A 26722-nucleotide genomic window follows, 5' to 3' on the forward strand; every position below is an offset into this window, starting at 1 on the left:
CGGGCGAGGATCGCCTCGAGGCTGTAGTGCTCGATCTCGCGAGAATCCGAGCGATTTCCCTCGATTCGAACCATCCGGTGGCGCCGGGTAGTTGCCTCCCGGCTCAGCTCTCCCTCGCCGTAGATGTTCACGAGGTGCTCATTGATCGTGCGGACGTCCTTCTGGAACAGCTCAGCCATCTGCGCCTGCGTGAGCCAGAGGGTCTCGCCGCTCGAAGCGGCACTCGATGCGCGTGCGCCCGTCCTCTGTTTGGTAGAGGATCAGCCCGCCCTTCCGCGTGTTGTCGGACGAGGTCTTCTCGGTCATGGCCAATCCGGTGGTAGCGGCCGCCATCCCTTCAGGGGGCTGCCCTTGTGGAAAGCGACGAGCTCGGCGAGCGGGATGTCAACATGAACAACATCGTCAACGTCGCGCTCGATGAGTCGGCAGAGGTCGCGCTCCCACCGCTCGGAGCGCGGCGCCCACGCTCGGCAGTCCGAGTAGTGGCCGTTGTTCGCGATGGCGATGATCGAGTGGAGCTGGAAGCCTACCGACTGGACCAGATGGTCGTAGGACGACGTGTCGCGGTTCCACGCCGGGCACAGCACCACGTCCACTCGACCGAGGAGGTCAGCGACACGCCGAGCTTCGATCAGCTCGCTACAGATGAGCACCGACAGCGAGCCCCACGCCGACTTCACCACCGTGCGCGGGAGGCTGCTCGGCGGCGGTGGCGGGAACGACACCGACGGCTTGAGGTTCGCGAGCTGCCGCCCCTCCTCACGCGCGGGCAGACGCTTGGTCCACGGCCACGTTGCTGCCGACGCGAACGGTCCGGGAAGAACCGCGAACACTTGGTTGCTGACGTGTGCGTGCTTCGGGTCGTGGATGTACTCGAGCCCCGTGACCAAGCCGAAGCGCCCGAGTCTCACGACGTGATTTGACACCGTTCGAAACCAACGACGAGGCAGCGATAGCTCCGGCAATACCAGCACAGCCGAGACACGCCCGCGTGCTACGCGCGCCGCCCGGTCGAGGATGCCCGCGACTCGTAGAAGGCGATCCAGCGTCAGCACCGGTGCGTTGTAGGGCGCGTGTCCCGTGCGAGTTGCTGCTGCCTCCCATGCCTTCTCGTTGACGGAGAGGTTGCCCAGAATGATTCGTGGGTCGAGGGGCGACGCAGCTCCGGGCGGTGGCTCCGCAGCCCAGAACGACTCGATCGACACGGTACTCGGGTTGATGACCTGCCCAACCGCGTCGCTGTACTCGGTGCCGCGCACGGCGTTGACGATCGCCAAGAGCCGCTCAAACACGTCCGGGGCAAAGCCCTCCTTCTCAACGCGGTAGAGCCAGGATCGCGCGATGTCGAAGTAGGACGGCGGGCGTGTGCAGAGGAAGAGTCGCGCGGCGGGCATGAGCCAGGGACGGTCGCCGAGGTCCTCGCACCTCTGCACGAACTCGTCGATCGTCGCCAAGCGCGCCGACAGCTCGGTGTCAGCCTTCACCTCGCCGCGCAGCCAGTCCCGATCGACGTCGACTTTATGGCCGTTCGGGAGGGCGTCGTCCTCACGATCACGCGAGCGCAGATCGGCCGAGGCAAGCTGCTCCGCTCGACGACGCAGAACCGTTGCCTTGACCTCCTTGGTCCTGACCCTCAACCCGCCCGGGAACTTCGTCGCGATCTGCGCGGCGTCCATGCCGATCGGGAGCGCGGAGCTGATCGCCTCGATGCGGCGTTCGTGTAGGTAGTTGCGCAGCCACGTCCAAGGCGACTTCTTGCCCGGTTTGATCTGCCGGTCGCGGTAGTAGAGCCGCGTTGTTGCCGTCCGAAGCGCGTCGCTCGTTCCCCACACCCGGTCCATGCGCGCGAAGAGTTCCTTCGCCGACTCCCAGTCGCCCGTGCTGATGGCGAGCTTCAGGAGGCGGAGGGAGACGTCGAGATCCGCTACCCAGTTGTCCTCGGCATCGAGCACGCGCCCGATGCGTTCGAGGCTGTCCCTCACCAGCTTGCGAGCTTCGTCGTGCCCGATGAGACTCGACACGCGCTTCAACGACTGCAGGCTCGTCGAGAGTGCGAAGCGTTCGAGCCGCGCGCGGTCGGCCTCACGCAGAACGCGAAGGGGCGAACCTTCGGCCTCACCAGCGCGGATAAGGTGGCTCACACCATCCCCGACGAGCGTAGACGAGTCGACGAACGCGCGACGCTCGCTCACTGCCTTCGCGAAGTCCGACGCGACTGCCTCCACGAAGTCGGTGCCCGGAACGCCCGCGAGGTGATGGACGCGGATCTTCGCCTTCTGCAGTTGGAATTCTGACCCCTTGCGGCCCAGCGCGTTGACGTTCAACCGCAACACCGCGTCGTCGCCCTGGAGCAACGGAAAGAACCGTCGCATCGTGTCAACGAGCCCTTGGCCGCCTTCAGGGGCGTGCGCGACGATCACCAAGTCGTCGACGTACCTGCGGTAGCAGAGGATGCCGGGCTGCGCAGCGACATGCCGATCCAGCGGGGCCAGCGAGAGGTTCGCGACGACCCGACTCGTTAGCGCCCCGATCGGCACGCCGACCTTGATTGGTAGCGCCGCTCGACTCGATGCCACCTTCTGGAACCGCCCATACGCCCGCAGCAACGACGCAGTGGCCCGCTTGTACTCGTCGACGTCGGCTTGCGACGTCCCATGCTTCAGCAACTCGGCCAGGAGCGTCTTGCTGAGCATGAACGACGGATCGACCGTGTCGTAGAAGCTCGCGAGGTCGCCGCTGATGATCAGCGTCTGCGCTCCCTCCTTGAGCGCGGTCTTTGCAGCCTCGAGCGGTGCGGTGCGGAACGCTTGGTACTGCTTGGGCCAGTACTCGAAGAGCCAGCGTCGATGCGGGACGACCTGCTGGTTCCGAAGATCGAGCCGGTAGCCGAGCACCTCCTCCTTCGAGAGCAGCGCGTCGAGGAGGCCACCGAAGCGCCAGAGGTAGAGCACCTCGACGGTCGCAAAGTCAGGATGCGGGCTCAGGCGAAGCTGAATGTCGACGGCCCGCCCGGACGCGGCGTGCTTGGGAGCGCCGATTCGAACGACACCATCGTCCTCCTCGTCTGTCGCGCGGAGGCGCTTGGGGACGATCCACGTCTCGCCGAGCTCGACCTTGTCGAACCACTTGCCGTTGGCGACCTTGCCCTTCAGCGCCTTCAGGTTGTCGGGGAGCTTCTGCTCGTACGCGGCGAGTTCAAGGAGACCAACGCCACGCTTCTCGAAATATAGCGCGGTCTTCGCCTGGCGGAACGCGAGGTACAGATCGGCGATGGTCGGATTGGTAGACGGCCTCGTCACCGCTGAGCTCCCTCGTCACCCGAGCGCTTCCACTGCGCCAGCGTCGCGTTGGCGTCGTCGACGTTCATCGTCTCGCGGGCGATGAGGCCGCGCTCGATGTCGGGCGGGAGACAGGGCTGGAACTTCGAGACGCGCGAGCGCTGGTTCGAGTCGACGAGGCGCGCGGCGTCCTCCCACATGAGCTTGCGCGCGGCGAGTGCGTCGATGGCCTGGTGGATGCCGACCGCGCTCTCGGCGGCGCCGTTCGAGAACGTGATGGACGTGTTGCCGGGCGAGACGCGCTCGCCGAGCTCAAGCTCGAGGAGCCCTGCGAGGACGCGGTTGCCGGCGCCGCCGCCGAAGGTCCACCAGCGGCAGCGGCCGTCGGGATCCTCTTGGAGGGGCAGCGAGCTGTCCTCGAGGAATGCGTGGGACTCGCGCTGCTGCTCGAGCTGCGTGACCGCGCGCTTGGACCAGGAGGGGTCGGTGCCCTTGCTCGCGAGGACGCGGCGCATGGCCTGGCAGAGCGAGCGATCGAGGCTCACGGGCAGGCCGAACCAGCGCGGGTAACCGCCCGCCTCTGCGGGCTCGACGGAACATGTGCCGCCCCTCCAGTCGACACCGACAATCCGCCATGGGCGCCCGGCAAGGACGAAGTTCGGGCTCTGGCGCTCCTTGTCCTGGAGGAACGAGGCGTCCACGACTCCGACCTCCGTCTGGCCGTGCATCACGCGCAGTACGCGGGGTGTCGAGAACACCGCGTAGAGCTCCAGGAAGTTCCGCGCGCCATAGAGCCGCTCGCCTCGTGCGCCGAGCGCGAGCCGTGCGTCGGCCTTGACGAGGATGTCGTTGTCGACCATGTGGCGAACGATGCTCTCGCGCTCCTGCGCGGAGACGTCGCGGTAGGCCGCGCAGCCCTCGAGCCAGCTCCACCAGCCGTGCGACGCCGAGCCCTGCTCCTGCATCGAGAGCGCAATGGCCTGGTGCGCGAGCACGTGGGGCGTCCACGCCGAGGGCCTTGCGGGCTCGACGTAGCCGTTTCTGAACAGATCGATGATGGCGGCGGCGCGCAGGAGCGCGTCGTGATCGGTTGCGAGGAAGGTGCAGTTGGCGGTCGAACCCGCGCGTCGGCCCGTACGCCCCATGCGCTGCAGGAAGGACGAAACGCTGGTCGGCGCGTCGATCTGAATCACGTGATCGAGGTCGCCGACGTCGATGCCCAGCTCCAGCGCGCTCGTCGCGACGATGACGCAGTTGGTGCCCTCCTCGAATGCCTTCTCGGCGGCCGTTCGCTCCGAAAGCGCGAGCGACGAGTGCGAGAGGTAGACGTCGACCCCGCGCTGCGAGAGGCGATGACCGAGCTCCTCGACGCGCCTGCGGCTGTCGACGAACACCAGGCGCCGCGTGCCCGGGTACAGGCGGTCGATGAGCAGCGCCGCGTTGTCGAGCGTGCCGACGAAGTCCAGGACCAGCTCCGGCGGCTTACGCGCACCGCCTGGGTCGACGACGCGCTGGGGCCGCATGCTGCTGCCGCTGAGCCACGTGACGATGATCTCGGGATCGCCGACGGTCGCCGACAGGCCGATGCGCTGGATGTCGGTCTCCGCGATGCGCGATATGCGCTCGAGGAGCGACACGAGGTGAGCGCCGCGATCGTCTCCCGCGAAGGCGTGTACCTCGTCGATGACGACGGCGCGCACGTGCGCGAGGAAGCGTCGCGCGGGCGTACGCGTCGAGAGCAGCATCGCTTCGAGCGACTCGGGCGTGATGGACACCACGTCGGGTGGGTCGCCGACGAGGCGCTTGCGCGCGGGCTCCTTCACGTCCCCGTGCCACTTGCCGGCGCGCCTTCCAATGAGCCCCGTGAGCTTCGAGAGCCGCGCCTCCTGGTTGTTGAGGAGCGCGCGGATCGGCGCGATATAGAGCACCGAAACGCCGCGCCAGTCCTCGACGTCCATCTTCGAGAGGAGCGGCAAGAACGCCGCCTCGGTCTTGCCACCAGCGGTGGGCGCGAGCACAACGCAGTTGGCTCCGTCGAGGATTGCCTCGGTCGAGAGCGCCTGCACCGGACGCAGACCGCTCCACCCCAGCCCATTCGCGATCTGGTAGCGAACGGCGGGGCTCAGGCGGTCAATGGCGTCCGGGCGCGTCGTCACAGATCGATCTCGATGTCGTCGGGTTTCTTGCCGACGGCTGCGGCCTGCTCTTCGAGCGTGAGCTCCTCGGCCTCGATGCGGATGTCAAGATCCTTGGCCGGGTCGAAGTCGGGGAACAGGTCGACGCGATCCAGGATGGTCGCGACGAGCTTCCGCAAGAAGATGCGCGGGGCCACGCCAACCTTGCCGCCGAGCTTCCCCGCCACTTCGTTGGCGAGCCCGCTCAGCACCGCGTCGGTGACGCGCGCCTTCATTCGCTCGGGGTGGTCCGTCGGGTACAGGTCCCGCACCCGGCGTCCGACTTCGATGAGCCGCTCCCGGTCGAACGGGAAGAGGCGCACCTGCACATCGCGCGGGTTGTCCCACTTCGGGTCGCCCGAGAAGTCGACGTGTAGACGCTGCGCGAGCGGCGGCAGGCGCTTCACGCCGTTCGGCCCGTCGAAGAAGGCGGGCGTGCCGGTGATGAGGATGTAGAGCCCCGCGAAGCGACTGCCGTACAGATCGTCGATCAGCTTGCGGATCGCTTCGAGGCTCTTGTCGCGGCTGTCGGAGCGAACGCGCTGGATGGTCTCGACCTCGTCGAGGACCAGCAGCAGACCCGGTCGCCCGCACTGCTGCAAGACCGCGAGCAGTCCACGCAAGAAGCCAAGCGCGCCGGTGTGATCGATTTCGCCCTTGATGCCCGCCCGCTTCTTGATGTCCGCGCTGACGTTGGGCTGACCCATCAGCCACGCGATGAGTCCCTCGGCGAGTGCGTGGTCCTCGGCCACCTCGGCGGCGTGATAGGCGCGCAGCACCGCCGCGTACTGCGGCTGCACTGCGCTCACGTCCTTCAGGCGCGCCTCGAGCAGGTTGCCGACACCGTCGGCCAGCGCCTTCAAGTCGTCGGGATCGCCAAGCGTGCGCGAGACCTCTTCTTCAAGGCCCATCAGCCACTGCGAGGTGATCGCGCGGAACGCGCCTGTGTCCCACTCGGCCGTGCGCAGTCCTTCCGTCGCTCGGCGGTAGACCGTCTCGAGGCGATGCAGCGGCGTGTCGCTCTCGGAGACCTGCACCTCGGCGACGGCAAAGCCTCGCGCCAGCGCCTGTTGCTGGTACCAGCGCGCGGTGAAGCTCTTGCCGCAACCGAAGTCGCCGCGCAGCGCCTTGAATACGGCGCCGCCCGTAGCGCAGCGCTCCAGCTCCTCCTTCAAGGAGACCTCGAATCGGTCCGTTCCCACCGCGAACAGGTCGAGACCGCGCCGTGGCACCGTTCCTCGACGCAGCGCCTCGATGACGTCTTTGCGGAGCAGCACGCTGGGCTTGCTCATTCCGTCACTCCGTACTGCGAGAGCAGCCTCGCCTTGTGCAGAACGACTCGGCGGCCTGCCACGTCGTGTTCGACGATGGCGAAACCGTCAGCGTTCAGGACCCCCATGCGCGCGACGACACCGCCGACCTGGTGGGGCCGCACACCGCACAGCCGTGCGAAGTCGGCGGCGGTCAGGCTGCCGCCCGACTCGACGAGCACGGCGAGCCAGGTGAGCACGCGCTCGACGTCGGGCTTCGGGACGCCGGCGACCTGCTGCGTGAAGAGCTTGGATACGCGCAGGCGCGCCACGAGCGCGGGCTCCGTGGGCGCGGGAGGTCGCGCTGTGGGCGTCTTGGCGGGCTCGACGGGGAGGAGCTGGAGCTGCGCCTTCGCGGGTGCCTTGGGCTCCTCCACCGCCACGGGCGGGGCTGCGGGCCGCGCGATCTTGAGTGCCCACCAATCAGGCTCCGGCAGGACGCGGCACGAGAGCTCTACGTCCTCGCCCGCGACGCGATCGAGCCACTCGGGGCCGATGAGGAATGCGGGGGCGACCGCCTCGGCGAGCGACAGCCCACCGTGCTCGCCGTAGTGCGGCGCGCGGTTCGCGAGGGCCGTGTCCCAGAGCGCGGCGATGCCTGCCGCTCCGCGCGGCTTCCACGAGGTCCGAGGGAGGAGCACTTCGCCGTCCTGCGGCTGCTCGCCCTGGGCCAGCGCGCGCCAACGGGGGCCGCCCTCGCGGCCCGCCGGGATGCGGCCGCTCGCGACGCGCATCGCGTCGCCCGGGGCGTGCCCGTGGTCCGCCACGAGCAGCACGGCGCGCTCTGCGCCGTCCGCCGCGCTCAGCAGCGCCTCGAGCGGGAGGATCGGCGTCTTGCTATAGTCGACGGCCACCTGGAGGCTGCCCTTGAGCTGTTCGTCGATGGCGTTCACGACGACGGCGACGACGCGCTGGTCCCCGGCCACGGCCTGCTTCACCTCGTCGATGAGCTCGTGCCCGGCGTGAATGTCGCGGCGGAAGAACACCTTGAGCGGCTCGTCGCCGACCAGCTCCCGTACGTGAGGGTTCGACGCCCAGCGCGCGTCGTCCTTGTCGGTGCCCTGGTCGCCGAAGCGGGGGTCGGCCACGCCCGCGAAGAGCGCAGCGCGGCTCACCTCGGTCAGCGTGGGCGCCGCCGCCAGCACGGGCGGGATCGGGAGCAGCCCGTTCCAGCCGGGCGTGCGCCACGCGATCGGGTTCCAGCGGCGCTGGTCGCGCAGGCGCTGGAGCACCTGCACCGCCGCCGCGTAGCTCATGCCGTCCATCAGCACGAGGAGCAGTCGCCGGTGCTCGCCGCCCTTGAGGAACTGCGCGACGACGCGCTTCGTGACGTGCTCGATGGGCAGCACCTCGTTCGAGGGCTTCCCGGCATCGACCCACGCCACGTACGCCTTGGCGAAGCGCTGATCGTCGGCCCGCGCGACCTCGTCGACCGCCTCGTTCAGGCGACGCACGGCCGCCATGAGCGCGTCACCCGCGCCGCGCATGCCTCGAAGGCTCTGGCGACCCCAGTCGAGGAAGCCGCCCTCCTCGGCGTAGCGGCGCGCGAGGTCGACCGCCGCCTGGTACGGGGTACCGTGCTCGGCGAGCTGCGGGCGGACCCGGCGCGCGAGGAGCCACGCCGAGAGGCGCGCCGCCATCTTCCGCGCCTCGACGTGCTCCGAGCGACGGATCGCGCCGTCCAGACGGTGCGCGCTCAGGCGATCGAAGGCTGCGAGCAACGCTTCGAGCGCCTCGGGGCTGGGCGCATCGACGAACCTGGTCAGCGCGGTTGCGACGGCGGCCTCGCGCGCGGCGTGGCCAGCCGGCAGCCAGTCGCTGGCCGTGGCGAGCGCGGAGGCGCCACCGTTCACCGCGTGTGCTTCCGCCTCGTCGAGCAGCCGCCGATCGCCGGCGTCCTCGACGGACAGCACCGCTTCGAGCAGCGCCTGCGCGGCGCCGCCGGCATGCGCCGCACGGACCTCCTTGGCGAGCCCGGGCGCGATGCTCGCGATCTGTCCGTTCACGAGCCCACGCAGGTAGGCGTCCTCGCTCTGCTCGACGGCCGCGAGGAGCAAGAGCGCCTGCAGCGCGCGGTCGATGAGGCCGAGTTCCCACGCACGGAAGCCGAGCACGCCGACGGCGGGAAGCCGCTCTTCGAGCCAGTCGAGCAGCTCGCGGCGCACTGCCCGCAGGAGGTCGTCGCCCTCACACGCCTTGACGAACGCTGGGCCCGCGTCGGAGCTGCGCACCCAGCGCAGCCACGCAGCCGCTGTCTCGAGCGCGCCCTCGGGGATCCCGAAGCGCGCTTCGAGCACGCGCTTCCAGAGGTCGCTGCGCGTGAGCCGAAGCCCGGTGATCTTGCGGAGCCCCTCGACGCTCCCCGAGAGCACGAGCCGCGCGAGCGCTGTCGACGACAGGCCCGGATCGATCTGGCGCGCGCCGAACAGGGCGGCGAGCCGAGCGTCGCGCGCGACGTGATAGATGCGCCCGCCCGCGAGCCGACACGAGACATCGAGCGGCAGTGCGTCCTCGGCCCAGTCGACCAGGTACACGCTCCCGGTCGCACGCTGTTCGCCCGGGGCTGGCAGCTTCGCGCGAAGCTCCAGCTCGCATGCCGTCGGAATGATGTCCCACTCGAGACCATCGAGCTCGAAGCGCCCGGGCTGCCCTCGACCGAAGAGCGCGAGCAGCTTCGAGCGATGGTCGCGCCGGAACAGCCGCTCCACCTCCAAGCGAACGTCGGCCTCCGAGAGGAGCGGCGACTCGGTCATTCCGGCCTCCGCTTCCACGCCCTGATGCGGATCTCGATGCGTGAGGCGTCCCGCCCTTCCGCTTCGAGGCGCTCAGCCAGCTCACGCAGCGCCTTCGCCGCCGCCTTGGCAGAGGCGAGGTCGTTCGAGGCTTCGAGCACGACCATTTCACCCGCCGGCGGCTTCGGCGGCTCGGGCTTCGTCGGCACACGCAGCAGCTCGTCTGCGCGGCGGGTCAGGCCGCTCAGGCCGTCGGCGAGCATCTTGTTGACCTCGTCAGCGGTGAGCAGCGCGGCGAGGTCCGCGAGGAGCGACCTCGCACGCTCGCCGCGCTCGGCGTCGCCGAGGAGCCCCTTCACCTGCCGGAACAGGATCCAGCGCGCGTCCTCCTCGAGGAGGTGCTTGTTGGCAGCGGCGGTCTTGAAGTTCCGGTCCATCGCGGCGATCGACGTCTTCGGCGTGAAGCTCGCGAGGTCGCGCACGATGGAGGCGCCGTCGCCGCGCGCGAGCTGCGTGAGCAGCGCCGCAGATGCCCGCGCCGTGACCAGCCGGGGCGCCGCTTCGGGCTCGGCCCAGTCGCGCACCTTCGGCTCGAGCGCGGCGGGAAGGTCGCCGGCGTCCCGTACCTCGTTCAGCTTCTCCTTCACCTTGTCGGCGAAGGCCGAGAGGTTGCGTGCGCTGAGCGAACGACCACCGATCGCCACACCGAACAGGCCACCCGCGCGGTTCAGCGCTTCCGTCCACTCGGCCAGCGTCGGCAGCTCGGGGCGGAGGAGCTCGACGTCGTCCGGGAGCTGGCCGGGCCGTGGCATCGCGTAGCTCTTACCGTTACGCCGGAAGGTGCGACCGCTCCAAGAAGTGTAGAGCGATATCAGCGCGTCCTGCACCTCCGCGGGCAGGCCTCGTGTCCGCTGTGGATCGAGCCAGCCGCGCACGTTGCCCGCGGTCGGCGTGTCGACGCCGGCCTGCTGGCGCTGCTGGTCGATGTCCTGGAAGGGCCGCTCACGCAGCAGCACCGCGACGTCGCCCGTCTCGGTGATGCCGAGCGGATCGGCATAGGCACGCAGGTCGTTGCGCTCGCCCTTGTCGACGTTCATGCGGCGGTCGCGCTCGTCCAGCAGCTTCTCGACGAGCGCGCCGACCTTCTCCATGCGCGTCGCCGACACCGGCCCATCGAAGCGAGGATGGTGCGGGTACTTCTTCGACAGCACCGTGTCGACGACCTGGCGAAATCCGTCCTTCATCGTGCCGGCGAGGACCGCGCGGATATCGAGATCACCGAGCAGGGGGATGAAGTGCTCGTCCACCGTGCGCGACCGGTCGAGGAACGCGCTGTCGTTCGCCATCGCGAGGCCGTAGGCCTGCGCCAGCGTGCGCTTCACCAGCGCCTCTTTCTGCGCGCGCAGGCTCGCGAGGTCGGCGCGGACCGTCGACTGATCCTCGACGCGCAGATGCCCGAGGTACTTGCGCGCGTCGCCGTCGAGGATGTGTTCGAGGACGACCAGCTCGCCGAGCTCGCGCTCGAGCGCGTGCGAGAAGAACGTCGGCAGCCACACCACCGTGGGGTTCGGCGGCGCGTCGGCGGGGCGCGTGTCGCGGTAGCGCTCGACGGTGCGCAGGTCCTCGTCGGGACCGTGGCCGCGCTCGTCGAAGGGATAGTCGACGATGACCTGCCACTCGTACTCGCGGGGACAGGTCAGCGTCGTGTCGTCCATCTCGCGGACGTTGCCGTAGCGGATGCGGCCCTTGCGGCGCGTGCCATGGAAGGGCAGCTCGGCCTCGACCACGGTGCCCTCGCTGTCGAGCTCGAGCGCCTGGAACAGGAGGCGCCGCATCGCGTTCTTGCGCGCGCCGGGCGTGTCGGCCTCGGCGGCCTGCGCGAGGATCGGCTGGAGATCGACGCCCGCGAGGTGGATGCCCACCTCGGGATCGGCCTGCTCTCCGAGACGGAGCGCGCCGATCTGGCTCGCCCAGTCGCGAAGCCGCTGCGCGACCACCTGCATCTCGGCGCCGGGGATGGGCGACGCGATGGTGCCGTGGTTCAGGTGCGCGAGCCGCTTCACCGTCAGCCCCTTGAACGGCCTGGCCTCGGGCACGAGCGCCGCCATCAGCAGCGTCTTGGCGAGCCGGTTGTCGTTGCGGCACATGCGCTGCTGGCAGCCGCTGCAGCCGAGGCGACGGTCGTGGTCCTCCCGCAGGCGCTGGCACGCGGCCGGGTTGTCCGTGTTGTGCTGCCGCCGGATGATGGGCAGGAAGCTCTCGCGATAGAGGTCGCGCGCGCGATCGAAGCGCGCCTTCATCACCGGGTCGTCAATCGGGTCTTCGCTCTCGGCGAGGGCGTCGAACGCGTCTCCCACGGGCACCACGCGACCGAGCTCGAGGTCCGGCAGGTGGTTGACGAGCAGCTCCATCAGGATGCGGATCGCGGTGCGCTCGCGCTGCAGGCAATCCGAGAGCGCGACGAGCGCTTCGACGAGCGCGGGCGAGAACGGGTAGACCTTCTTGAAGTCGGCCTCGTCACCCTCGCTGCCGATGAGCACACTCTGCGCCTGCCCGGCAGCGCGCCACGTTTTGGCGAAGTCGTCGGCGAGGCGCTGCGCTGCGGATTCGTCCTTCGGGCGCACGACGCGGTGGGCGACGATGGCCGGGAGGTTCGAGTCGGCGAGCGTGACGGTCTCGAAGCGTCCGTCGTGGTGCGAGAGGTTGCGCGACAGCTCGCTCCGCACCGCTCCCTGCGCCTGCTCGCCGAGGAACTGCGACAGATCTCGCTGGCGTGCGATGAAGCTCACGATGGGGATGGCGCGGTCGGCGTCCTGCGCCTCCTTGAGCTTCACCATCTTCTGCACCTCGCGGCCGACGAAGGGCAGATCGCTCGAGTTGCCCGCGAGCCACAGCACCAGCTCGTCGAGGTAGAGCACGATGGCGTCGAAGCCGAGCGACTTCGCATGACGACTCATGACGCCAAGCCCGGTGTCCAGGTCAACGAAGCGATCCTGCTGCGCGGTCCACGACGTGAAGAAGGTCCGCACCAGATCGCTGAACAGCTTGGCGCGCGGGCTCTGGGCGTCCCGGTCGCCCTCGCCGATGTAGGTCGCGGAGGCCGCCGCCTCGAAGGACGCGGCATTCCAGTTGCGCGTCTCGGCGAGCTTGCCCCAGCCGCTCGCCGCTTGCTGAACGCCTCCGTTCAGCTTGCCGAAGAACGTGTCGTCACCGAGCGTGGCGCGCAGGCGGCGCGCGTCGTCGAACAGGCCCTGGTCGGCATAGACGGCGGGCGTCGGCGCGTCGGGGTGGTTCCTGGCCACCCACGCGACGTAGGAGCCCAGGATCTTCGACTCCATGTCCTGCGCGCCGAGCATGTGGATCGGGAGCTGGAGGAGCTTCTTCTTGCCGAGCCACTCGTTCTTGCTGCGCAGCGCGTGCAGCTCGCCACGGCTCCACGGCGCAGGGTGGTCGGCGAGCATCAGGTCGAGCACCGCCATGAAGTGGCTCTTGCCCGCGCCGAACGACCCATGGAGGTACGCCGCCTGGCTGCGCCCGTCGCGCAGCGCGCTTCCGATGATCGATAGCGCGTGCTCGAAGGTCTGCACGATCTTCGGCGTGATCGCGTAGTCCTTCACCGTGCGCTCGGGCTGAGCGATACCGCCGGTGAGGTCCTGGACGAAGTCGCCCTTGCGTACGGCCTCGGGCAGGTCGAGCAGATCGTGGATGCGTGTCGTCATGCGGAAGCCTTCTTCAGGGCGGCCTGGACCTGGGCCCACGGCGCGGGTTCGAATCTGGACGTCGGCACGAGCTGCGAGAGCACCCAGTCGAGCGCCTCGACGGGGCCTACTGCGGGCAGCGGCACGCGGACTTTCGGCGCCACATCGAGACCAGGGCCGACGTGGCAATGGAAGGCCGCATGACCGCACGCGCCAGTTCCCTTGCGATCGCCTCCCGGGTTCTTCTCGGTGACGCGATCGTCTTCGAAATGGACCGCGAGCGCCCACGCCGAACCGTCAGCTCGCTTCCCCTCGACCATGACGGTGAACTGGTGAAGGTGGTTGCTTCGGTCCGCGAGCGCCATCAGCGAAAGCTCCGCCGAGGTGAGGTCAGGAATCTTTTGGAGCGGTAACGGAGCAGTCGAGCTCCCGTCTCGGATCGACCATTCCAAGAGACTGCCGTTATGCTTGTAGGTGAAGCGCCCCTTTACGGAAGTATCGCAGTGTCCCGCCTTGGAAAGTGCAATCAGGCGCTTGCGAATCTCATCGGTCCATGTGCTCGAACTGAGGCTCCGGACATCTCGCTGCGCCCGATAGAGGTCGACCCAGGACTTCACGGTCCCTCCCTGCGTTCGAGCAACATCGCGTCGTAGGCCGCACGGAAGTTGGCGCCCGTTTGGGGTATCGCCCCAGCGCGCCACCGCGTGAGCCACGCTTCCGGCGTCACGCCGTGCCTGGCCTCGAACTCAGCGCGCTCCTTGGCCACGTCGATCTCGGCGAGCGCCTCGGGATCAGCGTCGCTGCCGCTGACCCAGCTCCGCAGGCCAGGCGCCTCGTTCGCGAGCGCTCGCTCTCCGTCGCCACCTCTGAGCAGGAACAGGACGATCGGCTGGGAGCGCGCAGGCTCCTGGAGCATGCGATCTCGATTCGCGTCGAGGTCGAGCACCGCTTCCCGTTCGTCCGTCGGGATCAGCAGGACCAAACGCGCCGGCGCTGCGAGCGCAGCCTCGACGTCGGACACCCGCAGGACGTGTGCCTCGTCGGGAACGAGGCTCTTCATTTGCTCGACGAGCCAGTCGCGCAGGCCGAAGTCGGGACACCGGACGACGGCGACACCCCCAGCCTCACGGTCGATAGCGTTGAGCATCGACTGGATGGCGTTACGCATGCGCACTTCCCGCGTCGAAGGCCGCCTGCGCGAGCGGGTGCACAGCGAGGACGGGAGCGCCATCGCGCACGCGCTCGAGAAGGATGCCGTGGGCCATCAGGCGAATCTTGCGGTCCAGGTCGAGCTCGCTCCCGATCGTCCCCGCCGCACCGCGGATCGCGTTGACGTCTCCTGGCAACAAGAGCCGGCGGAAGCTGTCGACCTGGTCGGCGCACGCGTCGTTCAGGTCCTCGACGATCGGCCACGGGTCGGAGCGCCGGAGCTTCGCGTAGGAGCCTGCATCGGCCAGGAGCTGCAGGAATACGCGAGGCAGGCCTCCACTCCAGCGAATCGCGTCGTTCACGAGGTTGCGCCTCGCGGCGACGCGCGCGCGCGCCTGGTCGAGGCTGGCCCCCACGGTGCCGACGACGGCGTCCGGGTTGAACTCCTCCTCCGGCCAGCGCAGGCGCTGGAGCAGGATCTTCCGGAGAACCTCGCGGCCCGGCTCGCCTGCATCGCCCTCGACGTCGAGCGCGCGAACCGCGATGAACCGCTCGCCCGTCCGGATCACCGTCTCGGCCTGCGGCCCGAACGCCGCGTGCCACGGGATGACGACGACAAGCTCGACCTCATCGTGAATCGAAGCGAGCGCCGCGAACAGATCCAGGCTCTCGGGCCCTTGCGGGACCTTCTCCAGCCCGTCGATGAGCAGGGTCAAGCGCCCCTGCTTGGAGACCCGCAGGATCTCGGTGAGCGCGACGTTCAGGAGCACGCTCGGCGTGGCTTCGTGCGTGACGCTCTCTCCCCGCAGCTCCGCGTTTACCTTGTCGAGCGCGTTCGTCAGGCTGGCCGACAGCGGCAGGTGAAGCACGTTCTGCGCGAGGTAGCCGACCTTCTGGGCGATCCGCAGGCGCATTCGATCGGGCGTGAGGCGGCGCATGTTCTCGAAGCGATCGAGCTGCACCAGGCACGCGACGCGGTCCGGCTGGAGCAGCTCGGCGGCGCGCGCCAGCTCGGTGCTTTTGCCCACACCCGCGGGGCCGCCGACGAGCAGCGGCGAGCGATCGGCCAGGATCCACTGGGCGATCTTGTCGCCCGCCGAGCCCGTCATCTCGACATACTCGGCGGCGCCCGGCGGGAGCGGGACGTGCGGCTTCAGGGCTTTCCAGTCGATGGACGTCATGCTTGGTCTCCAGTGGCCACGTACCGAGCAGGGCGCCCGGAGAGCTTCTCCACCAGCCCGTCGGCAATGAGCTTCTTCAGCGCCTTGGCGACAAGCGCCTTGGTGACCCCCACGGCGCTCGCAAGCTCGACGTCCGTCGGTCCCTCCGGGAGCTCGGCGTCCTCGCCGTCGTCGTCCTCGTCCTCTTCGACTTCGGGCTTCCAGCTCTGGAGCGCGGCGAGCACTTCGTTCGGGTCGACGGTCGTGCGCTTCGGCGCGGCGGGCGGCGTCCACCTGCGCAGGTCGTCGGTCGGCTTGGTGAAGTCCACCGCGATGCCCAGCGTGTGCGCTTCCCCGACGACGAAATCGCGGAAGAACTCGCCGAGCTTCATCCCGCCGAAGGCGTCGTTCGGTTCGTTGTGCCACTGGAGCAGCCAGGGCACGCGCTCGGCGATCCCGGCGAGCAGCGGGACGAGACGGTTCTTCTGCCAGCCGTCCTCGGTCTTGCGGCGCTGGTAGAGGCCGGAGAGCGCCTGCGCGGTCTGGAGGTGGTCCCAGCCCGCCCAGCCGACGAGCGGCGTCGCGTCCTCGTCGGTGTTGCCGCCGGGTACGGTGACGAAGCGCTCCTTCGGCACGTCGAGCTTGCCGCGCAGGCCCCAGTGGTGGCGCAGGAAGTCCTTGGGAGCGTACTTGTCGGGCGGCGGGATGGCCTTGAGGTTCAAGCGTTTCAGCTCGGGGGCGAGCTTGCCCTCGTCTTCGAGGCGCTGCAGGCGCCAGGTCTCCTCCCAGTTCGCGCGCTTCTCCATGCCGGTCTCGGCGTAGCGGTAGCCGGCGAGGAAGGGCACGCCCTCGGCGTCGACGAGATCGGAGACGAGCCTCACGAGGTCGAGGCCGCTCGCCTCGGTGAGCAGCTCGTGGGCCGCGGTGACGGCCGGATCGCGCCCGAGCTCCAGGGCGAGCTGGCGCGCGGTGCGCAGCTCGGGCTGCGACTGCTCGCGGAACGACGCCTCGATGCGTTCGAGGAGCCAGGTGCGCACGGCATCCGAGAACGCCTTGGCGTCGTCGGGCGGCGACCAGCGGCGCTTCGTCTCGGGCGTCTCGAGCAGACGCAGTTGTTTGCCATGTTCGGGATCATCGAGCAGGCGCAAGCGTTGGCGATAGAGATCGGCGAGCGGGCCGCCGACGTCCTTCGGTGCCTCGCGCTTGTGCACGCGGAACCACTCGAAGGCCGAGATGTCGGTCGCGACCTCGCGCGCTAGGCGCACTTCAAATGGGCGGTGGCTCGGCTCGACAGGAACGCGGACGGCGTTGACCGATGGCGCCTCGACCGTCGGCAGACCGAAGACTCCGTAGACGCGCCAGTCCATCTCTTCCTGGAGCGAGACGAGGATTCCGCGCAGCCGCGCGCGCTCGGTGAGGCTCCTGGTGCGCGTGCCGCGCAATGCGGTTAGCGTGGGTGTCGATGCGAGAGTTGCCGCGACGACCTTCCCGGGCGCCTGCTCGGCGATTTGCCGGACGGTCTCTTCGGCCGCAACGACGAGATCGAGGAACTTCGCGCGCAGGTGGTCGAGCTTCGGCACCGGAAGCTGTTGGAGCAGGTTGCCGGCGTACTCGAGGCGGTCCTGCCACGGCGTCTTCGAGAGCCGCGCGCCTTCGCCAACCTGGTCACCCCCCTTCGGGAACATCACGAGGCGGCACCAGAATGCGACGGTCGAGGAGTTCAGGTAGCCGAGGAGGGTCTGGTAGTCAGCTTCGCCGTACTCATTCCGCATGATGAGGACTGGCGCGTGTTGGTTGAATACGATGCCGCCGCGATCCAATGCAAAGTGGTTGTGCGTAGAAACATAGGGCAGTGAAAGTCGCATCGCCGCCGAATAGCGGGTCGGTTGCCAACGGTACCAAGCCCAGTGCGGCTCTCCGCCGTCGGCTCTGGTCGCACCACCAAAGTCCGTCGTCGAGAGGATGGTGGTTCGGAACGACCAGAAGTGGCGGTGCGCTTCACCAAGCTGCGGAAGCCCCACGAGTGCATGTGCATCGTCGTACGGTGCCAGCGCAACGGAACCAGGATGAAAACGCCAATCGCGAACGGATTCACCAACGGCGAAGTCGCGGAGATACGCCTCCGGGATACGGATGTTTCGCCCCGTGTGGAGCGGAACTATGAAGGCGTCGTTCATCCCTGGAAAGGACGCGTAGCCCAGGTCGCTTGTGAGCTTCTCGAGCGATTGCGCACCGGAGGTATGCAGCAGTGCGTAGAGACTCCGCGCACCACCACCCGCGAGAATCCACGGCTGCCGCCGCAGATCCGAGCGGGGCAATCGCTCGACGGATACGTGGAGACCTTCGAACCCTACCTCGTCGTGGTGGCGGGCAAGCTCCGACCACACCGGTGCGTTCGACGGGTCAGCCGGAACTTGCTGCTCGCCACGCTTTCCGAGGACTGCGATTGCGGGCGCATCGCTCTCAGAACGATTGCGCCCGAAGAGCAGCAGCGTCGGCGTGCCGTGGCCTGGCAGGTAGCAACCCGACGTGTCGATGACCTTCTGCACGTCGAGACGCGGAAGGACCTTCTCGATAAGCGTCTTGCCGAAGTCGCGCTTCGCCCAGGCGTTGCTGTTGATGAGTCCGACGTAGCCGCTTGCAACACCGAGGTCGAAGAAGCGCTCCGTAAATGGCGCGGAAAGCGCGTATTTGCCCGCGGCGCTCTTGTACATGTCGCGGTACTTCTTGCGCTTCGACGCGTCCTTCTCTGTGATGTACGGCGGATTGCCAACGACAGCATGAAACCGCTTGGTCAGCACACGCTCGACTTCGCCGCGGTTCTCCAAGCGGAACAGCCTGTCGCCCCAGCGCAGGTCGTCGTCCATCGACATCTGCCCGACGCTGAGCACGCGCTGGTCGAAGCGATGCAGCAGGCTATCGGCCACGACGACGTTCGGCTTGATGTCGGGCGCGCGCTTGAGCCGCTTGATGCCCACCGCGTCGAGCAGCGCGAGCACGAGTCGGAAGCGGGCGATGGCGACCGCGTAGGGGTTGATGTCGACGCCGTAGACCTGGTCGAGCGCGCGGCGCGCGAGGTCCGCGATGTCCTCGGTCGGCGCCTCCTTCTGCCAGCGACCGAGGAGCCGCCGGAACGCGCCCAGGAGGAAGTGGCCCGAGCCGCAGGTCGGGTCGATGAGGGTCACTTCCTTCAGCCCGAACTCCGCGATGGCCGGATCGAGCGTCTGGTCGAGGATGAACTCCTCGACGAACTCCGGCGTCTGCAGGAGCGCGTAGCGCTTGCGCACCGCCTCGGAGAGGTCCTGGTACAGATCGCCGAGGAAGCGCGTGTCCCCGCCCGCGAACACCAGCGCGGGCGCACCGCTCGCGTCGCGCTTGCGGAAGAAGTCGAGCAGCGCCCGGGCGCCCTCGCTCGACGGCGAGAGCACCCACACCGGGTTGTGCTTCGTGTCGAACACGTCGCGCGCACCCGGCAGCTTCGAGAGCTCGCGGAACACCGCCAGCAGGTACTCGCGCGGCCCGAGGAACGGCGCGACCTGGAGGAAGAGCGCCTCGCGGTCCTCGGCGGCGCGCAGCGCGTCGGCCGAGACGCCCGCCACGCGCGGATCGACGTAGCCGCGATCTTCGAGCGTGCGCACGAAGACGACCGACAAGATCCACGCGACCGCGAGCTGGGTCACGCGCTCGCGCCGCCAGGGGTCGAAGCCCAGGCCCGTCTGTCCGGCCTTCTGCTCGTCCTCCCACGCCTTCTTCAGGCCGGCCTCGACGCGCTCGGTCTTCGCGCGCGCAAGGAGGTCCTTCTCGAGCGCCTTGAGCGCGGGCTGCAGCAGCTTCGGCAAACCGGTCGGCGCGGTCACTTCGTCGCTCCCATCGCGTCGAGGAAGCGCTTGCCCCACGACAGCTTGCGGATCGCTTCGGGTGAGACCCTCTCAAGTACCTTGAAGGAATGCGAGCCCTTGGCGTACGCACCGGCCTTCGTGGGCTTGGCGGCCGCTGCGAGCGCCTCGTAAATCGCTTTCTTGTCCATGTTCTCGAGCCGATCGAGCGCCGGGAGCTTGCTGTCATCCAGCTTCGGCCCGAAGACGTCCTTCATCGCAGCAACGTCGGCGGCGAGCCACGTCTCCATGCAGACGGTCATCAGGTGGAGCTGGTCGTCGCTCGCGTTGGCTGGGCGATCCCAGCCATCGCCCGTTCGTGCCTTCACGTGGTCCCACGGCGACTGCGCCTTCGGGACTTCCTCCGCGTCGACGAGCAGCCAGGTGTCGGCCTCCGACGACGCGTGCGCGTCACAGAACTGCTTGTAGGCGAGCCCGCGGCCGCCACACGCGATGACCCTTGGCCTCTGCGTGACGCCCGCGCGCTCGAAGAGCTTGCTGAAGGCCCTCCTGCACTCGCTCGCGAGGCTCGGGTTCCTGTCGCCGCCGCCTTCGACGTAAAGCTCGCGAGCGCGCCGCGGCGTGGAATGGCTGCTTTTCACCATCGCGTCCCTCCGATGCGCCCGGAAAGCCAGAGCGGACCGAGCGAGCCGAACTCCTTCCAACGCGCGATCTGGTCAGCGTCGAGGCGAGTCATCTTCGAGGTGCTCCCGTCCTTTTCACAGACGACGACCGCGGCGGCGTGCTCCGTCATCGCGTCGACGAGCTGCGTGGAATGCGTGGTGACGACGAGCTGGAAGCGAGAGCTCGCCTCGACGAGCAGGTCACGCAGCGCCGGCAGCACGTCGGGGTGGAGGCCGAGCTCCGGCTCCTCGATGAGGACCAGGCGCGCGGGGCCAGGATCGATGAGGATCGCCAGCAGCGACAGGAACCGCAGCGTCCCGTCCGACAGCCGGTGCGCAGGCACGTTGCGCTCACCCTCGGTGAGGTAAAGCCGGAGCTGTCCGCCCTCGGGGATGACCTCCACGTCGGTGAAGCCGGGAGCCACCTCCGAGAGCAACTCCAGCAGTCGCTTCTTCGTCGCAGGGGTGCGCTTCAGGACAGCCAGCCGGGCAGGCAGGTTCGAGAAGTCCTCCAGGAGCCGGTCGGTCTGCACGTCGGCGCCGCACGCCGCACGAATCGCGCTCTGCGGTCCGAAGCTCCAGGCTCGATAGATGAGGATCTGCTTGAGCCGATCTCCCGTCGCCGCGACCTCCGGATAGATCTCGGGATCGCGGCGCTGCGACAAGATCGACTGCGTACGGTCGATGTCGGCCCGCTCGAGGGCGCGCGGCTTCGTCTTCGTCTTCGCGCTGTTCAGCATGGGGCGTCCGTTCTCGTAGCCGAAGTAGAAGTAGGGCTTGGGCGACCCGTCGCGATTCTCGATACGCTCGTCGAGCACGACGAAGCTTCCTCCCTCGCTCCCGAACGCGACACGGTACCGAACTGCCCTGGACGCGATCTCCTTGGGCACGAAGATGATCTCGATGGCCGCGGAGTCAGCGTGCTCGTGAGCACCTCCACGCCAGATCCACTCGTCGACGCCGCCGCCCTGGCGGATCGGCAGCGGCAAGTCCTTCGGAACCGCGCGCAGCACCGAGAATGCCTCGATCAGGTTCGACTTGCCGGACCCGTTGGGGCCGATCAGCACGTTGAGGGATTGCAGCTTCAGCGTGTGAGCACCAGGTCCGAACGAGAGGAAGTCGGTGAGAGTAATCTCTTCGATCATGGGGAACTCTCGGCCCTGTGGGCGTTCGCCAGCCACGCATCGGGCATGACGAGCCGCTGGCTCGGCAGCGGCGCGGGAACGGGCAGCCGGCCGTTGATGGAGGGGGCGATGCCGTCGGCGTGCGACGGCACCACGAGGAGGATCGCGGGCGCGTCACCGCGCTCGGCGCCGTCGACGATGCGCTGGAGCGCGCCGGCGAGGCCGTAGCGCGCGAGCGCGCCGGGCCACGCGACCACCAGCGTTTGCTCGCGGCGCGAGAGGAGCTCGTCCACGACGCGATCCGTCGCCCGGCGCACCAGCTCGACGAGCAGCGGCCAGTCGGGACCACCTGGGCCCTGGCGATCGGCGGCCTGGACGTTCGTCCACTCGACGCCGAGATCCTCGGCCGTCCGTCGAGCGGCGTCCGTGAGCGCGTGGTCGAACGAGATCGCCTGCGTCTTCAGCGCGGTGGCCAGCGCGTCGGTCGCGGGGCTCGCGAGGTCGGCGCGCACCTGCACCACGCGGAACCGGCCCGCCGCGACGCCGCGATCGAGCTGGTCCTGGAAGGCCGCCGCGCGCTGGGCCTCGGGGCTGCGGCGCTGCGGAAGGCCCGGTGCGGTGGGCTTTCGCGAGGGCAGCGAGACGGTCATCGACGTGTGCGCGTGCTGCCCAGGGCGCGCGTACTCGCCCGCGCCGACGTCCGCCAGGAACACGAGCCCATGCGGCGCAAGGAGCGCATCGAGCGCTGGACGGTCGGGAAGCGGCGCTGCCTCGGGGTAGCGCGCGGCGATGCGCTTCTTCACCACGTCGGGCGTGAGGCCCGCGCCCGACAGCGCGGCGAGGCTGAGGGCGAGCGCGCGCGCCGCGTCCATGCCGCGCGGGTAGAGCTCGAGGCGCGCCGAAGCGGCGGCGTTCGTGCTGGCGCGCGCGGCGAGCGTGAGGCGCTGGTCCGCCGGCAGCGTGGCCAGCGGCGTGCCCAGGGCGACCTCGGCGAGCTTGCTGCGCACGGCCTCGGAGGAGGGAAGCGGCTCGGTCACGGCGAGGTGGTCGGCGGCCACGGCGAGCGCGGCGAGCGCGTCGAGCACCTCGGGATCGCGCGCCACCCAGGGCGTGCCGCCGATGCGCCGCCACACGGCGGGCGGGTTCGGGCGCAGCTCGAGGGCCACGCGCACGAGCGCGGCGGCGGTGCGCACGTCGTCGTCGGTCGGCGCGCCGTCGGTGCGCGCCCTGGCCAGCGCCGTCGCGAGATCCATGAAGGGCGTCGCGGGAGAGGCCGCGTCGAGCGCGGACGAGATGCTCTGCGCGAGCGCGCTCGCCGCCGCGTTGTCGGCCCACCGCTTGTTGCGTAAAAATTGAAGGCTCGAGTGGATTTGCGCCGGCTCGATGCCGAAGGCCCCTGCGACCTCGCTCACGGTGCGCGCCGCCGGTAGGCCCGTGTCGGGGCGCTCGTCGGGGAGCGGGTCGAGACCCACCAGCACGCGAAGACGACGGTTCGCCTCGTTGGCGCTGGCGCGTCCGATGAGCTCTCGCGACCAGTCACCCAGCGAGCCCGGCGTGGGCTCGGCGGCGGCGATGGCGACGAGCCGGTCACGCAGCGCCTCGGCGCGCGCTTTCCCGAGGAGCTTCTCGACGCGCACCGACGGCGCGAGCGCAGCGTCGACCGTGGTCTTGAGGCCCGCGGCGACCAGACGGTCCACCGTGCTGGCGTCGAGTCCGGCTTCGGGCTCATCGAGGACCAATCGCGGGCGCGCGAAGCCAGGCACCAGGACCGGCCCGCTCTCGACCGCGAAGCGCGGCCGGAGCTCATCGGCGCACCGGATGATCTCGCGGGCGACGTGGGTGCCGACACCGCGCACGACGGAGAGCTGGTTGCGCGGCAGGAGCAGCAGCTCGGCGACCGTCGACACGCCCGCGCGATCCAGCGCGTTGCGCGCGTGGGCCGACAGCGGAAGCGCGTCGACCGGCGTCTCGGGGCGAACCTGGTCGAGCGCGATGGCCGAGGCACCGTCGTCCGTTTCTGCCGGAGCGGAGAGCGCCTGGACCCACGCCTGGCGCATGACTTCCGCGCTCGCGAAGCGGGCCTTCGAATCGCGGGCGAAGGCCTTGCGAAAGAACGCGGTCAGCCGATCGCGGACGGCCGCGTCGAAGCGCTCGGCCTCGACCACGACCTCGGCGGTCGCGTCGCCCTGCGGGAGCGTGGGCCGAGCGCCGGTGAGCGCGTAATAGAGGACGGCGGCGGCGGCATAGCGGTCGGCTTCGGCGTCCCACGCGCCGCGCAGGTAGAGCCACGGATCGCGCCACTCGGCCGTGCCCGCCGTGATGGCGGTGGCGTCGGCCGACGAGAGCGAGAAGTCGAGCAAGAGCAGGTGGCTCTGCTTCTTCGACAGGCTCGTGAAGCCGACGTTGGTCGGCTTGATGTCGCGGTGGGTGACGCCGGCCTCTTCGAGGTACTGGACCGCGGAGAGCAGGTCGTCGCCGTACCGGCGCGCGAGCTCGAGCGGCAGCGTCCCCTGCTCGCGCAGCACGTCGCCCAGGCTCCGGTCGCCCGCGAACTCGAGGAGCAAGCACGGGAGCCCGCCCAGCGTGACGACGTCGCGCAGCGCGACGATGTGCTCGTGGCGCAGGTCGCGGAGCGTCTTCGCCTCGGAGAGCAGGCGCTCGCCGCAGCCCGCGTCGTGCGGGACCTTGAGCGCGAAGTCACGCCCCTCCCGGCGCACGTGCAGCACGAGCGCCGTGCCGCCGGAGCCGAGACGCCGCTCGACGCGGAGCCCGCCCTGGAGCGTGTCGCCCTTCTGCGCTTCGCGCGGGTCGGCGCCGGCGCTGATGTCGACGGTCGGGCGCGTGAGCGCTTCGAGGACGAAGGTGTTGAACCAGTCGGAGATATCGTCGGCGCGCGCGTGGAGGTTCGGCTGCGTCGCGAACGCGATGGCCTCGTCGAGGATCGCGAGGTCGGCACGAACCGCCGACGGGCGCAGGCCGCCTTCGCCGTCCTTCACGCCCTGGATACGTTGTTCTCGCTCGGGGAGCGTCGTGGCCGGGTGCTGCCCGGTGAGCACGAGCCACGCGAGGCAACCCACCGAGAACACGTCGCTCTCGTAGGTGGCCTTCTCAGGGTCGGCGAGGACCTCGGGCGCCTGGTAGAGGCGATCGACGGCTTGCGACAGGTCGTGGAAGTGGCGCGTGCCGACGCTCGAGTGCTCGATCCACGCGGCGGTCTGGAAACGATGGAGGCGCACGTGGACGCGGGTGTCGCTGGCGCGCCGGACGAGCACGGACGCGGGCGACAGGTTGCGGTGCAAAACACCCGCGCGGTGGCAGTGCGCGACCGCCTCGACGATCTGCTGCAGGAGCCCGAGCCGCTCGTCGAAGGTGAGGTTCGGCTCCTGGCGGAGGAAGGAGTGCAGCGGCAGCGAGTCCTCGAAGGCCTCGAAGAGCACCGCCGGTCCGAGCGGCCCGTCGTCGATGAACGAGCGATACGTGAGGATGCCCGGGTGCTGGCCGATCTGCGCGAGCGTCCGTGCCTCGCGACGGGCGGCGCGGTGAAGCTGCGCGCGCCGCTCGGCCGACGTGGCGGCGGGCACGAGGTAGCTGCGGACGCGCGCCTGATCGCGCTCGACAGCCGCGTTTTTCGCGAGGTGCTCCTGGTAGCCATCGCCCTCGTCGAGCAGCTCGCCGAGCTGATAGCCGCCCACCACGCGCGCCGTGGTGCTCGGGCGCAGGCCGATCTTGTGCGCAGCCTGGAGGAGCTGCTTCATCATCGGGCGGTTCACGATACGCGGCGCGTCGCGTCCATCGAGCCCGTTCACGAGCTTGCTGCCCACGTCGCCGGGGAGCAGCAGCCACGGTGGCCGACCGCCGTCGAGGCGAACCTCGGTGACGTTGGAGAGGAAGACCGCCGCGTGGACGTAGGGGCGCTCGTCCCCGAGCTGCCGCTCGAGCAGAGCGCCGAGCACCCTCGCCTTGTGGTTCGCGCCGGGATACGGGCACTCGATCGTGCGCCGCCGACCGTCCTCCGTGATCGTCCAGTCGACGATGTCGCCGGTGAGCACGCCGGGGTGGCTCTTGATCTCGACGAGGAACAGACCCTGGCGCGAGAGGAAGAGCAAATCGATCTCGTAGAGGCGACCCGACGACGGGTCGTAGAGCTCGTGCAGCTCCCACGCCTGGTGCGGGTCGGTGTCCGAGAGGGACGCGTGCTTGTAGACGAGGTCGAGCGCCTGCCGCTCCCACGGGTACGGCGTCGCGCGACCGCGATGGATGCGTCCCTCGGAGAGCGCCATTATCTACCCCCAACCTTCCGCGCGAGCTCGGCGGCTTCAGGCTCGGCGTCGGGCGAGACGACCGCCGCGTCGAGGTGTGCGAAGCCCGCGGCGCGCAGGGCGGTGTCCGCGCCTTCGCTCGGGCGCACGAGGACGGTGCGGCCGCGCGCGCCGACGAGCACGGCGGCAAGTCCCGCGAGCTGGCGCCACGCCGCCTTGTCGGCGACGACAACGACCTGATCGGTCCACGAGAGCGCGCGGTTCTCGGCGAACGCCTTGGCGACCGAGATGATCGCCGTGCCGCCCGCGACGACGAGCTTTGTCGACGGCGTGATCGGCGGAACGGGAACCCCCGCCGCCTTCACGCCGAGCCCGTAGGCGATGTGCTCGAGCGTCGCCGGAGCATCGGGCTCGGCCAGCAATCGCTTCGCGGCGTTGTCGTCGATGCCGCCCCAGTCGGGCCCGAACGGCTCGTCGTCGGCGACGCCGAAGAAGCCGAAGCACTCCGAGGGGGAGAACGCGGCGCCCCACGTCCCGGCGGCGTCGCGCAGCAGGATGTCGATGCGGTCGCCCGCGCCGAGCGCTCCGGCGAACTGCGTCCAGCGCGCCTCGGCATCGGCGCCGAAGCGGCGCGGCGTGGTCTCGCGGGCGTCGAGCGCGCGAAGGCCGAGCGCCGCAGCGCCGTAGAAGGCGGAGCGATCCTGTGGGGTCAGGGGGCTCGTCACGTCGACTCCACCTCGCCAGCGGCGCGGCGGGTCTTCGCGTCGATCCAGGCGTCCAAGGCCATGCGGCGGAAGCGCCACTGCCCTCCTACCTTGAACGCTGGCGGCTCCCCCTTCTGGGTCATCGTGCAGACGGTCTTCTCCGCGACCTTCAGCAGTTGTGCGACTTCAGGCAGAGTGAGGATTTCATCCGTCATCGAGCGAAGCTCCGCAGCAGTTGGCAGGGGTCGCCAGCCTCTGCCAGACGTACACCAGGCACGTATGGGGTCGCAACGGACGCGAGTGTTCCGGCTGCATTCGTGGAAGCCCAGGCGGCCGGACTGAGCAACCAGGCCTGGCGAGATGCCCAGCCACGCCGTCCGCTGCTCGGCCCACGTCCCGGCGTGGCCACCGCTCGGAGCGTCTGCTCGGCCAGGGGCTCCGCGCCGTGGACGGCCTTGAGCTCAAGGACCCGCGCCTGCCGGGCGCCCACGTCCAAGGCCATCGACGTCGTGTGGCGCATCGACGCCGACCCCGCCGTTCGCGCGCCCGCCTCTCTCGCGACCCCCGCCGCCCATCTGGACACCCTCCGACCCATCTGGACAGGATGCGGGCTCATCTGGACACCCCGCCCGCCCA

At 69.4% G+C, this 26722-nt stretch carries 14 protein-coding genes and 1 pseudogene; all 15 read right to left on the bottom strand.

Annotation, left to right across the window (positions count from 1 at the left end; genetic code table 11):
- Positions 1-2 precede the first annotated feature (2 nt).
- Positions 3-306 (bottom strand): annotated as a pseudogene (locus NQZ70_RS53285) (hydroxyacid dehydrogenase); the annotation flags it as partial.
- Positions 303-3299, bottom strand: a complete 2997-nt coding sequence (locus NQZ70_RS08040; RefSeq protein WP_129573691.1) for an RNA-directed DNA polymerase — start codon at positions 3297-3299, stop codon at positions 303-305. The gene NQZ70_RS08040 and the pseudogene NQZ70_RS53285, both read right to left, overlap by 4 nt.
- Positions 3296-5434, bottom strand: a complete 2139-nt coding sequence (locus tag NQZ70_RS08045; protein ID WP_129573692.1) for a DEAD/DEAH box helicase — start codon at positions 5432-5434, stop codon at positions 3296-3298. The genes NQZ70_RS08040 and NQZ70_RS08045 overlap by 4 nt, the downstream gene beginning before the upstream one ends.
- Positions 5431-6744 (bottom strand): BREX system ATP-binding protein BrxD, encoded by a 1314-nt coding sequence (gene brxD / locus NQZ70_RS08050; RefSeq protein WP_129573693.1) that lies wholly within the window; start codon positions 6742-6744, stop codon positions 5431-5433. The genes NQZ70_RS08045 and brxD overlap by 4 nt, the downstream gene beginning before the upstream one ends.
- The gene (gene pglZ / locus NQZ70_RS08055) at positions 6741-9515 is read right to left on the bottom strand and encodes a BREX-2 system phosphatase PglZ (RefSeq protein ID WP_129573694.1); all 2775 of its coding nucleotides are present in this window, start codon (positions 9513-9515) and stop codon (positions 6741-6743) included. Before pglZ ends, brxD begins: the two co-directional genes overlap by 4 nt.
- Entirely contained in the window at positions 9512-13213 is a 3702-nt protein-coding gene (locus NQZ70_RS08060) for a hypothetical protein (protein WP_129573695.1), read from the bottom strand. Before NQZ70_RS08060 ends, pglZ begins: the two co-directional genes overlap by 4 nt.
- Entirely contained in the window at positions 13210-13809 is a 600-nt protein-coding gene (locus NQZ70_RS08065; protein ID WP_129573696.1) for a hypothetical protein, read from the bottom strand. The genes NQZ70_RS08060 and NQZ70_RS08065 overlap by 4 nt, the downstream gene beginning before the upstream one ends.
- The gene (locus NQZ70_RS08070; RefSeq protein ID WP_129573697.1) at positions 13806-14423 is read right to left on the bottom strand and encodes a hypothetical protein; all 618 of its coding nucleotides are present in this window, start codon (positions 14421-14423) and stop codon (positions 13806-13808) included. Before NQZ70_RS08070 ends, NQZ70_RS08065 begins: the two co-directional genes overlap by 4 nt.
- On the bottom strand, positions 14353-15522 hold the full coding sequence (locus tag NQZ70_RS08075; RefSeq protein WP_129573698.1) for an ATP-binding protein: 1170 nt from the start codon (positions 15520-15522) through the stop codon (positions 14353-14355). The genes NQZ70_RS08070 and NQZ70_RS08075 overlap by 71 nt, the downstream gene beginning before the upstream one ends.
- A complete protein-coding gene (gene pglX, locus NQZ70_RS08080; RefSeq protein ID WP_165373839.1) occupies positions 15519-19358 on the bottom strand; it encodes a BREX-2 system adenine-specific DNA-methyltransferase PglX in 3840 nt (1279 codons plus the stop codon). Before pglX ends, NQZ70_RS08075 begins: the two co-directional genes overlap by 4 nt.
- Positions 19355-19981 carry a DUF4276 family protein gene (locus tag NQZ70_RS08085; RefSeq protein WP_129573700.1) on the bottom strand — a complete coding sequence of 209 codons (627 nt, stop codon included), beginning with the start codon at positions 19979-19981 and terminating at the stop codon, positions 19355-19357. The genes pglX and NQZ70_RS08085 overlap by 4 nt, the downstream gene beginning before the upstream one ends.
- Positions 19975-21144, bottom strand: a complete 1170-nt coding sequence (locus tag NQZ70_RS08090) for an AAA family ATPase (protein WP_129573701.1) — start codon at positions 21142-21144, stop codon at positions 19975-19977. The genes NQZ70_RS08085 and NQZ70_RS08090 overlap by 7 nt, the downstream gene beginning before the upstream one ends.
- Positions 21141-25403 (bottom strand): protein kinase domain-containing protein, encoded by a 4263-nt coding sequence (locus tag NQZ70_RS08095; protein WP_129573702.1) that lies wholly within the window; start codon positions 25401-25403, stop codon positions 21141-21143. Before NQZ70_RS08095 ends, NQZ70_RS08090 begins: the two co-directional genes overlap by 4 nt.
- On the bottom strand, positions 25403-26107 hold the full coding sequence (locus NQZ70_RS08100) for a hypothetical protein (RefSeq protein ID WP_129573703.1): 705 nt from the start codon (positions 26105-26107) through the stop codon (positions 25403-25405). The genes NQZ70_RS08095 and NQZ70_RS08100 overlap by 1 nt, the downstream gene beginning before the upstream one ends.
- Complete coding sequence (locus NQZ70_RS08105) at positions 26104-26301, bottom strand: helix-turn-helix domain-containing protein (protein WP_129573704.1); 198 nt, start codon at positions 26299-26301, stop codon at positions 26104-26106. The genes NQZ70_RS08100 and NQZ70_RS08105 overlap by 4 nt, the downstream gene beginning before the upstream one ends.
- Positions 26302-26722 lie beyond the last annotated feature (421 nt).

Origin of the sequence: Sorangium sp. So ce836, assembly GCF_028553905.1 — a bacterium.
GTDB classification, from domain to species: Bacteria; Myxococcota_A; Polyangia; order Polyangiales; family Polyangiaceae; genus Sorangium; species Sorangium cellulosum_D.

Bases quoted from the DNA above. Each gene is read 5' to 3' on its own strand.
- pglZ (WP_129573694.1), bottom strand. From the start codon at position 9,515: ATGACCGAGTCGCCGCTCCTCTCGGAGGCCGACGTTCGCTTGGAGGTG.
- NQZ70_RS08085 (WP_129573700.1), bottom strand. From the start codon at position 19,981: ATGGTGAAAAGCAGCCATTCCACGCCGCGGCGCGCTCGCGAGCTTTAC.
- NQZ70_RS08095 (WP_129573702.1), bottom strand. From the start codon at position 25,403: ATGGCGCTCTCCGAGGGACGCATCCATCGCGGTCGCGCGACGCCGTAC.
- NQZ70_RS08075 (WP_129573698.1), bottom strand. From the start codon at position 15,522: ATGACGTCCATCGACTGGAAAGCCCTGAAGCCGCACGTCCCGCTCCCG.
- NQZ70_RS08070 (WP_129573697.1), bottom strand. From the start codon at position 14,423: ATGGCGCTCCCGTCCTCGCTGTGCACCCGCTCGCGCAGGCGGCCTTCG.
- NQZ70_RS08105 (WP_129573704.1), bottom strand. From the start codon at position 26,301: ATGACGGATGAAATCCTCACTCTGCCTGAAGTCGCACAACTGCTGAAG.
- brxD (WP_129573693.1), bottom strand. From the start codon at position 6,744: ATGAGCAAGCCCAGCGTGCTGCTCCGCAAAGACGTCATCGAGGCGCTG.
- NQZ70_RS08060 (WP_129573695.1), bottom strand. From the start codon at position 13,213: ATGACGACACGCATCCACGATCTGCTCGACCTGCCCGAGGCCGTACGC.
- NQZ70_RS08090 (WP_129573701.1), bottom strand. From the start codon at position 21,144: ATGATCGAAGAGATTACTCTCACCGACTTCCTCTCGTTCGGACCTGGT.